Annotated in this window: 5 protein-coding genes and 2 rRNA genes; 1 reads left to right on the top strand and 6 read right to left on the bottom strand. The window is 62.5% G+C overall.

The genetic code is table 11. The features are described 5' to 3' along the window. The 4 genes from ACZ3HV_RS41240 to ACZ3HV_RS41225 form a co-directional block, all read right to left on the bottom strand. Positions 1 to 2,737 (bottom strand): 23S ribosomal RNA (locus ACZ3HV_RS41240); the annotation flags it as partial. Positions 2,738 to 3,217: 480 nt separating this feature from the next. Continuing rightward, positions 3,218 to 4,735: ribosomal RNA gene (locus tag ACZ3HV_RS41235) — 16S ribosomal RNA — on the bottom strand. A gap of 598 nt (positions 4,736 to 5,333) precedes the next feature. Next, entirely contained in the window at positions 5,334 to 6,638 is a 1,305-nt protein-coding gene (gene tyrS, locus ACZ3HV_RS41230) for a tyrosine--tRNA ligase (RefSeq protein ID WP_465693005.1), read from the bottom strand. 59 nt (positions 6,639 to 6,697) lie between these two features. Then, entirely contained in the window at positions 6,698 to 7,735 is a 1,038-nt protein-coding gene (locus tag ACZ3HV_RS41225; protein ID WP_465693004.1) for an App1 family protein, read from the bottom strand. Positions 7,736 to 7,866: 131 nt separating this feature from the next. Here ACZ3HV_RS41225 and ACZ3HV_RS41220 point away from each other — a divergent pair, with 131 nt between their 5' ends. Next, entirely contained in the window at positions 7,867 to 8,814 is a 948-nt protein-coding gene (locus tag ACZ3HV_RS41220) for an LLM class flavin-dependent oxidoreductase (protein WP_465693002.1), read from the top strand. On the opposite strand, the gene ACZ3HV_RS41215 is transcribed toward ACZ3HV_RS41220, so the two are convergent. After that, positions 8,811 to 9,488: a DNA-3-methyladenine glycosylase gene (locus ACZ3HV_RS41215; RefSeq protein WP_465693001.1), complete on the bottom strand. Its 678-nt coding sequence runs from the start codon at positions 9,486 to 9,488 to the stop codon at positions 8,811 to 8,813. The two genes, ACZ3HV_RS41220 and ACZ3HV_RS41215, sit on opposite strands and share 4 nt — an antisense overlap. Next, positions 9,488 to 10,900 (bottom strand): argininosuccinate lyase, encoded by a 1,413-nt coding sequence (argH, locus tag ACZ3HV_RS41210; protein WP_465692999.1) that lies wholly within the window; start codon positions 10,898 to 10,900, stop codon positions 9,488 to 9,490. Before argH ends, ACZ3HV_RS41215 begins: the two co-directional genes overlap by 1 nt. Positions 10,901 to 10,905: the final 5 nt, after the last annotated feature.

The raw sequence follows: 10,905 nt of genomic DNA, 5'->3' as shown, positions 1-10,905 counted from the left end.
GCCGACATCGAGGTGCCAAACCATCCCGTCGATATGGACTCTTGGGGAAGATCAGCCTGTTATCCCCGGGGTACCTTTTATCCGTTGAGCGACGGTGCTCCCACATGCCACCGCCGGATCACTAGTTCCGACTTTCGTCCCTGCTCGACATGTCTGTCTCACAGTCAAGCTCCCTTGTGCACTTACACTCGACACCTGATTGCCAACCAGGCTGAGGGAACCTTTGAGCGCCTCCGTTACCTTTTAGGAGGCGACCGCCCCAGTCAAACTACCCACCAGGCACTGTCCCTGATCCGGATAACGGACCAAAGTTAGACAGCCAGAACAACCAGAGTGGTATTTCAACGATGACTCCACCCGAACTGGCGTCCGAGCTTCACAGCCTCCCACCTATCCTACACAAGTTGTACCGACCACCAATACCAAGTTGTAGTAAAGGTCCCGGGGTCTTTCCGTCCTGCTGCGCGTAACGAGCATCTTTACTCGTAATGCAATTTCGCCGAGTCCACGGTTGAGACAGCGCCCAAGTCGTTACGCCATTCGTGCAGGTCGGAACTTACCCGACAAGGAATTTCGCTACCTTAGGATGGTTATAGTTACCACCGCCGTTTACTGGCGCTTAAGTTCAAAGCTTCGCCGGCCGAAACCGACTAACCTGTCCCCTTAACGTTCCAGCACCGGGCAGGCGTCAGTCCGTATACATCGAATTACTTCTTCGCACGGACCTGTGTTTTTAGTAAACAGTCGCTTGGGCCTGGTCTCTGCGGCCATCACCGCTTCCCTCAGCAAGTGAGGTAACGGATCCGGCCCCCCTTCTCCCGAAGTTACGGGGGCATTTTGCCGAGTTCCTTAACCATGGTTCACTCGATCGCCTTGGTATTCTCTACCTGATCACCTGTGTCGGTTTGGGGTACGGGCGGCTCTAACACTCACTGCGAAGTTTTTCTCGGCAGCATGGGATCATCCACTTCCCCTAAACGGGTCCGCCTCGGCTCTCAGGCTCAATGAGACACGGATTTGCCTATGCCTCGCCCTACCACCTTGCCCGCGGATCAGCTTGCGCCTACCATCGCCGCGGTTGGACTACCCTCCTGCGTCACTCCTCAATGCACCTACTACCACCTCGGGTCACCAACTCCACCACTCCGTCCGAAGACATCATGGATTTGTTGGTTTAGCATCAGCGGGTTCGGTCGGGTCGTGTTAATGCCGGTACGGGAATATCAACCCGTTGTCCATCGACTACGCCTGTCGGCCTCGCCTTAGGTCCCGACTTACCCAGGGCAGATTAGCTTGACCCTGGAACCCTTGATCATCCGGCGGACGGGTTTCTCACCCGTCATTCGCTACTCATGCCTGCATTCTCACTCGTGCAGCATCCACAACTCCATCACTAGGCTGCTTCACACGCTGCACGACGCTCCCCTACCCATCCACACACCTGGACACCAACCAAAAGTCGATGCCGAGTAACAGTATGAATGCCACAGCTTCGGCGGATTGCTTGAGCCCCGCTACATTGTCGGCGCGGAATCACTTGACCAGTGAGCTATTACGCACTCTTTCAAGGGTGGCTGCTTCTAAGCCAACCTCCTGGTTGTCTGGGCAACTCCACATCCTTTTCCACTTAGCAATCGCTTAGGGGCCTTAGCTGGTGATCTGGGCTGTTTCCCTCTCGACTACGGAGCTTATCCCCCGCAGTCTCACTGCCGCGCTCTCACTTACCGGCATTCGGAGTTTGGCTGATTTCGGTAAGCCGGTAAGCCCCCTAGACCATCCAGTGCTCTACCTCCGGTAAGAAACACGCGACGCTGCACCTATATGCATTTCGGGGAGAACCAGCTATCACGGAGTTTGATTGGCCTTTCACCCCTATCCACAGGTCATCCCCCAGGTTTTCAACCCTGGTGGGTTCGGTCCTCCACGCGGTCTTACCCACGCTTCAACCTGCCCATGGATAGATCACTCCGCTTCGGGTCTAGAGCATGCGACTAAAGCGCCCTATTCAGACTCGCTTTCGCTACGGCTACCCCACACGGGTTAACCTCGCCACACACCACTAACTCGCAGGCTCATTCTTCAAAAGGCACGCCGTCACACCCCACAAGGGAATGCTCCGACGGATTGTAGGCAATCGGTTTCAGGTACTATTTCACTCCCCTCCCGGGGTACTTTTCATCTTTCCCTCACGGTACTAGTCCGCTATCGGTCACCAAGAAGTATTTAGGCTTAGCGGGTGGTCCCGCCAGATTCACACGGGATTTCAAGAGTCCCGTGCTACTTGGGAAAACACTCGAGAGTCACTGTCTTACGCCTACAGGGCTATAACCCACTACGGCTCAACATTCCAGAAGATTCGACTTCAACAGCGATTTATAACTCTCCGACACCACGGCATTAGCATCTGAATGCTCCCACAACCCCATATACGCAACGCACGCCGGCTATCACACGCACATGGTTTAGCCTCATCCGCTTTCGCTCGCCACTACTCACGGAATCACTATTGTTTTCTCTTCCTGCGGGTACTGAGATGTTTCACTTCCCCGCGTTCCCTCCAGAACCCTATGTGTTCAGGCACTGGTAACTGGCTTTAGAATGCCAGCTGGGTTTCCCCATTCGGACACCCCCGGATCACAGCTCGGTTGCCAACTCCCCGGGGCTTATCGCAGGCTCCAACGTCCTTCATCGGCTCTTGGTACCAAGACATCCACCGATTGCCCTTAGTAGCTTGTCACAAAACAAAACAACAAAATTACGCTACAAAGAGATGCTCGCGTCCACTATACAGTTCTCAAAATACGGGCAGGAACACCAGCCCCACGTCCATCACCTGCCAGGTAAGCGTTCCGCCCAGGGAAACAAAACACCCGGTCAACAACACTCACACCAACGGTTTGATGAGAGCCGGCCCCAGCCACCACACCCAACCGTTCCCGGTCGAGCAGTGACCCAGAAGAAACAGATCCAACCCCCGAGAGAAACTCTCGTTGGCCGGGCCCGATTCCTCAGGACCCAACAGCGCGCCTCGATGATTCACTCGGCCCCGTCCGCGTTCCACACCCACCAAAGTGAGTAGTACTAGCTTCAGCAGCTCCGCTGCACATCTAATGGTCAATGTTCCACATTCCGAAGCACCGTCGCCCTGAGACATTCGCTCAGGAAACGACGAATGGACAGGCACCCCTTGCGGGCTTGCCTGCCGAATGCTCCTTAGAAAGGAGGTGATCCAGCCGCACCTTCCGGTACGGCTACCTTGTTACGACTTCGTCCTAATCGCCAGCCCCACCTTCGACGGCTCCCTCCACAAGGGTTAGGCCACCGGCTTCGGGTGTTGCCGACTTTCATGACGTGACGGGCGGTGTGTACAAGGCCCGGGAACGTATTCACCGCAGCGTTGCTGATCTGCGATTACTAGCGACTCCGACTTCATGGGGTCGAGTTGCAGACCCCAATCCGAACTGAGACCGGCTTTTTGGGATTCGCTCCACTTTGCAGTTTCGCAGCCCTTTGTACCGGCCATTGTAGCATGCGTGAAGCCCTGGACATAAGGGGCATGATGACTTGACGTCATCCCCACCTTCCTCCGAGTTGACCCCGGCAGTCTCCTATGAGTCCCCACCATAACGTGCTGGCAACATAGGACGAGGGTTGCGCTCGTTGCGGGACTTAACCCAACATCTCACGACACGAGCTGACGACAGCCATGCACCACCTGTATAGGACCCTTACGGACCCCGCATCTCTGCGAGATTTCCCTATATGTCAAACCCAGGTAAGGTTCTTCGCGTTGCATCGAATTAATCCGCATGCTCCGCCGCTTGTGCGGGCCCCCGTCAATTCCTTTGAGTTTTAGCCTTGCGGCCGTACTCCCCAGGCGGGGCGCTTAATGCGTTAGCTGCGGCACGGAGGACGTGGAATGTCCCCCACACCTAGCGCCCAACGTTTACGGCGTGGACTACCAGGGTATCTAATCCTGTTCGCTACCCACGCTTTCGCTCCTCAGCGTCAGGTAAGGCCCAGAGAGCCGCCTTCGCCACCGGTGTTCTTCCTGATATCTGCGCATTCCACCGCTACACCAGGAGTTCCGCTCTCCCCTGCCTACCTCTAGTCTGCCCGTATCGGAAGCAGGCTCGGAGTTAAGCTCCGAGTTTTCACTCCCGACGTGACGAACCGCCTACGAGCCCTTTACGCCCAATAATTCCGGACAACGCTCGGACCCTACGTATTACCGCGGCTGCTGGCACGTAGTTGGCCGGTCCTTCTTCTGCAGGTACCGTCACTCTCGCTTCGTCCCTGCTGAAAGAGGTTTACAACCCGAAGGCCGTCATCCCTCACGCGGCGTTGCTGCGTCAGACTTTCGTCCATTGCGCAATATTCCCCACTGCTGCCTCCCGTAGGAGTCTGGGCCGTGTCTCAGTCCCAGTGTGGCCGGTCGCCCTCTCAGGCCGGCTACCCGTCGAAGCCTTGGTAGGCCATTACCCCACCAACAAGCTGATAGGCCGCGAGCCCATCCCCAACCGCCAGAACTTTCAACCCCCACCCATGAAGGCGGAAGTCATATCCGGTATTAGACCCCGTTTCCGAGGCTTATCCCAAAGTTGAGGGTAGGTTGCTCACGTGTTACTCACCCGTTCGCCGCTCGTGTACCCCCGAAAGGGCCTTACCGCTCGACTTGCATGTGTTAAGCACGCCGCCAGCGTTCGTCCTGAGCCAGGATCAAACTCTCCGTTGAAAAATATAGACAAACCGGAAAACCGGTGAGCCAACAACATCGAATGATCCTTTGAATCAGAAACAAATCAAACTGACTTGAATCCAGAAATATTTCAAAGGAATCCGACACAGACAACAAACAACCCCCACCAAAAACCTCCAAAAGGCCCTGGCAGATCATCATCCGAAGCCCATGTACGGGGTTAATGCTTATTTCGGCATTGACTTTCGGCACGCTGTTGAGTTCTCAAGAATCGGGCGCACACCGCGTCCGTGACCTCTCGGCCAGGACCCCGGGGCAACCTGCGTTACTCTACCGGAGCGGATCCACCGGGTCAAGTCCCAGTTTTTCCGGCTCACCCCGTCGCGTCTAAGCTGCCGACCCGAGTCCGGAGACGCGTTTCGGCTCAGCTAGCCTTGGGGGGTTCGGAGCGACCGGCCGCTTTCGCGTCCCGCGCCTCGCTCCAACAAGAAGAACATTACGTGGATCGCGGGTGGCCGGTCAAATCGGTTCCCGGTGGGCTGAATCACACGGCTGTAATTTGCTCCCGGCAACCCAAGTATGGGAGTGGAGCCGGCCCGAGCAAGACACCCGAGCCGGCCCCGCGAGCAAGCCGTCAGCCCTGCGCCGGAGAGGCCAGAACCCCTGCAAACGAACGCTTCCCACGCCGCAGCACCAGCACTCCCCCGGGCAGCAGGTCGTCAGTGCCAGGCACGTACTCGGCGTCCTTCACTTTCTCGTTGTTGAGGTACCCACCGCCCTCGGCCACCGTCCGCCGAGCCGCCGACTTGCTGGCGACCAACCCCGACTTCACGAGCAGGTCGCCGTACGTCGGCATTGGCTCGCCGGCGGCCAGTTCGACATGGGGTGCTTCGCGCAGTGCCGCGACGAGAGTCGAGCCGTCGAGGGACGCCAGCTCCCCCTGGCCGAAGAGCGCCTTCGAGGCCTCCTGGACCCGACGAGTCTCCTCAGACCCATGTACGAGCGTTGTGACGTCTTCCGCGAGTACACGCTGTGCCTCACGCGCCTGTGGGCGTTCTGCGGTCGCCTGCTCGAGTGCGGCCATCTCCTCGGCCGTCCGGAACGTGTAGAACCGCACGAGCTGCATCACGTCACGGTCGTCGCTGTTGAACCAGAACTGGTAGAACGCGTACGGCGAAGTCAGCTCCTGATCCAGCCACACCGACCCGGACTCGGTCTTCCCGAACTTGGTCCCGTCGGCCTTGGTCACCAGAGGGGTGGCCAGTGCATGCGCTTTGCCGGAGTCAGCGCGACGGATGAGCTCGACGCCGGCCGTCAGGTTGCCCCACTGATCACTGCCACCCGTCTGCAGCGTGCAGTTGTGGCGTCGGTACAGCTCCAGGTAGTCGAGCGACTGCAGCAGCACGTAGCTGAACTCGGTGTAGCTGATCCCCTGCTCCAGCCGGGCCTTCACAACCTCGCGGCCGAGCATCCGGTTCACCGGGAAGTGCTTGCCGATGTCACGCAGGAAGTCGAGCGTGTTGAGGTCCTTGGTCCAGTCGTAGTTGTTGACGATCCGGGCCGGGTTCGGCAGCGACCGGTCGAAGTCGATGAACTTCTCCACCTGGCCGCGGACCTTCTCGACCCACTGCTGTACGACGTCCTTCGGGTTCAGCACCCGCTCGGAGCTCTCCTTGGGATCGCCGATCAGGCCGGTCGCACCCCCGACGAGCCCGATGGGGTTGTGGCCGGCCAACTGGAGCCGTCGAAGCGTCAGTAGCTGCAGCAGGTTCCCCATATGCAGGCTGGGTGCGGTGGGGTCGAAGCCGACGTAGGAGGTGATCGGTCCAGCCGCCATGGAGGCCCGAAGGGCGTCCGGATCGGTGGAGTGGGCGATCAGGCCACGGCTCTCCAGGTCATCCAGCACCTGGGCGCGGCTTACGGTCCCGCTGTCGGTCACTTGTCTCTCCTCGAGTACGTCGGTCAGCTACAAGTGTCCTGTATTCGCGCAGACGCGACTCAGGTGGGCTCAGGACGGGTCAGAACCGCACGAAGCTGAGGACGGAGCGCGTGACCGTCCGGCCCCTGCACCGTGGCAGCGGTCGGCCGCTGCGGGTCGTGAGCACCCGGGTCCGGGTTGGGCACGGGCAGACCGTGGGACAGGACCTGCTCGGCTGGTGTGAGCTGCCGGATGCCGATGGCTCGGACGTGATCCGGATGGGTCTGCGCGAAATCGCCGTACAGCTGTGGGTCGTGCTGGCCGTCGTCACCGATCAGGACCCACCGGACGTTGGGGAACTCCTTCGCCAGCCGGCGCAGTGCGGTCCGCTTGTGCTCCTGACCGCTGCGAAACCACCCAGTGTTGGTCGGCCCCCAGTCCGTCATCAGCAGCGGACCGGCCGGGTACCCGTGCCGGGCGAGGAAGCGGGTCAGCGTCGGAGCCGTGTTCCACGCACCGGTGGACAGGTAGAAGATCGGCGCACCCGGGTGGTCCCCCAGGAGCTCGTCGTACAGCTCGGCCATACCCGGTACGACGCGTCGCGCCTGCTCGTCGCGGACGAACGTGTTCCAGGCGGCGATCAGTGGACGCGGCAGCATCGTCAGGATGACCGTGTCGTCGATGTCGCTGACCAGTCCGAAGGTGGCGTCCGGGTCGGGGACGAAGATCGGCGCTCTGGCCTGCCGTTCACCACGCACGCCCAGGTTGATCTCGTGCCACCCCGGCGGCAGCACCACCGGCACGGTGAGGTCGATGAACCCGCCCCGGTCGGTGACCCCCTCGAACGTCTGACCGTTCACGGTGACGGTGACCGCCACCTTCGTCGCCGGTGCCGTGACGAAGACCCGCCAGCCCCGCACCACCTGGTCCTCTTCATACCGGGGGTGGTTGCGAGGGTCACGGCCCAGTACGACGCGCGCCAGCACCCGGACGAACTCCGTCGTGCCGTAACCGACCTGCGGGATGATCCGCTCCTGCCAGCCACGACGCCGCAGGATCGCCTGCACCCCGATGTTGAACCAGTCCTCGAGACGGGACGCGTAGTGCGGACGGGCCATACCGGAAACCTACCCGCAGGCAGGGCCCCCACGCCTGCTCCCCCGCGCCTCTGGGAAGACCTTTACCGACTCCTTGGGGAAACTTTCCGGCTCCTTCGAGAACTGTCCATGCCGCCCCGTACCGTCTTCGCATGACCGCTCTCGGAATGTGCTTCCCCCGCACCTACCCCGCCGCCCTGGTCACCGACGTGGCCCGCCGCCTGGACCAAGGCGGCGCCGACGAACTGTGGATCATCGAGGACTGCTTCTTCACGGCCGGTCCGTCGCTGGTGTCCGCCGCTCTGACGTCGACCGAGCGCCTGAGGGTCGGCCTCGGCATCGCGCCGGCAGTGGCTCGCACCGCCGCGGTGACCGCGATGGAGTTCGCCACCCTGGAGGCGCTCGGGCCGGGGCGGTTCCTGCCGGGCATCGGCCACGGAGTGCAGGAGTGGATGGACCAGATGGGTGTCCGGCCGAAGTCGCCGCTCACCACGCTCGAGGAGGTCACCACCACCGTCACCCGGCTGCTCGCCGGGGAGAAGGTGACCTTCGAGGGCAAGGCCGTCTACCTGAAGGACGTGAAGCTCGACGCGCCGCCGGTGGAGCCGCCGCCGATCCTGCTCGGTGTGATGGGACCGAAGTCGATGGCCCTGGCCGGCCGGGTCGCGGGTGGCGTCGTGCTTGCGGAGCCCGCGACACCGCCGTACGTGCGTCAGTCGGTCGAGTACGCCGGATCACCGGAGGGGTTCGTGGTCGCGGTGTTCAGCGCGATGTGCGTCCGGAGCGACCGCAAAACGGCGTACGAGTGGACTGCGCCGTGGCTGGGGTGGCGGATCGGCGACAAGCACCCGGGCGTCACCGCTCTGCCGTTCTTCGACGAGATGAAGAAGCTGTACGACGAGTCCGGCGCCGAAGGGCTCGTGGGGATGCCGGTCGACTGGTGGACGGAGATCGGTGCGATCGGCACGCTCGACGACGCGGCCGCGCACATCGAGGCGCTGGAGGCGGCCGGAGTGCATCACATCGGGCTGTTCCCGGATCCGGAGGTGGAGCACGGGCTTCCACAGCTCGACCACGTGCTGGAGCTGGCCAACCGTTAGGCGCGGCGTTTTGGGACGTGTGGGCGGTACGGCGAGACCGTTGGGTCATCGGGGATCCAGAAGCGCCACGGACGATCGGCCGCCTCGCGGAGACCGACCCGGGGACCGGTGGACGGCTCGCCGTCGAAGCCGGGACCTGGGAGGAGCTGGATGGGCGAGTCCTTGGCGAGCAGGTCGGTGCCGTTGCCGTCCCGTCCGATGCCGAGGGCGACACACAGGCGTGCCGGACCCCGGGCCAGGTCGCGGTCCGGGTTGCCGTTCGGCCGCTTCACGACGGGACCTTGTCTGACACCGGAAGTCGCCTGGTTGAAGACGACCTTCTGGGTGTCGGGCTGGCCACGACGAACGCGGGCCAGCTCGACGCCCTCGATGATCTCGCCGGCGCGGAGCAGGACGGCCGATGGTTTGCCCGCCGGCCCGACCACCACGTTCATGCAGTAGTGCATGCCGTAGGTGAAGTACACGTAAAGGAAGCCCGCGGGCCCGAACATGATCGCGTTACGCGGTGTCTCGCCCCGGTAGGCGTGCGAGCCGGGGTCGTTCGGGCCGTCGTACGCCTCGACCTCGGTGAGGCGTACGTCGACCGTTCCCTCATCGGTGGTGCTCCGCACGACCATGCCGAGAAGCTTCGGGGCCACGTCGAGGACGGGACCCGCGAGCAGCGACCGGCGCATCAGGCGAGGCGGCTGCTGTGGTCGGCTGCCCGCGCCCGAAGCTCGGCCAACTGCTCGACGACGCGCTCCTGCGCAGTGCCGCCGCGCGTGTTCCGCGACGCCAGCGAGCCCTCGACGGTCAGCACCGAGCGGACCTCGGGAGTCAGGTACGGCGAGATCGCGGCGAGATCGTCGTCCGTGAGGTCCCAGAGCTCGATGCCGCGCTTCTCGCACTCCTGGACGCACGCACCGGCGACCTCGTGAGCGACACGGAACGGGATCTTCTCCCGGACCAGCCACTCCGCGATGTCCGTGGCGAGCGAGAAGCCCTGCGGCGCCAGCTCCTCCAACCGCGATGTGTTGAAGCGCAGCGTGTGGATCATCCCGGTGAACGCGGGCAGCAGCACCTCGAGCGTGTCGATCGAGTCGAAGACCGGCTCCTTGTCCTCCTGCAGGTCCCGGTTGTACGCCAGCGGCTGCGCCTTCAGCGTCGCGAGCAGGCCGCTCAGGTTGCCGATCAGCCGGCCCGCCTTGCCGCGGGCGAGCTCGGCGATGTCGGGGTTCTTCTTCTGCGGCATGATGCTCGACCCGGTCGAGAACGCGTCGTCCAGCTCGACGAAGCCGAACTCCTTCGTCGCCCAGATGATCACCTCTTCGGCCTGCCGGGACAGGTCGACACCGATCTGGGCGGTGACGAAAGCGAACTCGGCGACGAAGTCACGCGAAGCGGTCCCGTCGATCGAGTTCGCCGACGAGTTCGTGAAGCCGAGCTCGGTCGCGACGAACTGCGGGTCCAGTCCGAGCGAGCTGCCCGCCAGCGCCCCTGATCCGTACGGCGAATCCGCGGCGACGCGGGCGTCCCAGTCGGCGAGGCGGTCGAGGTCGCGGATGAGCGGCCAGGCGTGCGCGAGCAGATGGTGCGACAGCAGGACCGGCTGTGCGTGCTGGAGATGGGTCCGGCCGGGCATCGCGACACCGAGGTGCTTCTCGGCCTGCTCGGCGAGTGTGCCCACCTGCTCCAGCAGCAGCCGGCTGATGATCCGGCCGTGCTCCCGCAGGTAGCTCTTGAACAGGGTCGCGACCTGGTCGTTCCGGGACCGCCCGGCCCGCAGCCGTCCACCCAGCTCGGCCCCCAGGAGCTCGAGCAGCCCGCGCTCCAGCGCGGTGTGTACGTCCTCGTCGCTCTCGGCTGGCAAGAAGCGCCCCGCGAGTACGTCGTCCAAGAGCTGATCGAGCCCGGCGAGCATCTTGGCCAGATCCTCGTCGGTCAGCAGCCCTGCTCGGTGCAGCACCTTGGCATGCGCCTTCGACCCGGCGATGTCGTACGGCGCCAGTCGCCAGTCGAACTGTGTCGACTTGCTCAACGCCGCCAGCGCATCAGCCGGCCCACCCGCAAACCGTCCACCCCACAGGGCAGCACTCTCCGAACTCACACCAA

This window comes from Kribbella sp. NPDC020701 (assembly GCF_055562215.1).
This window is presented reverse-complemented; position numbering and strand designations above follow the sequence as displayed.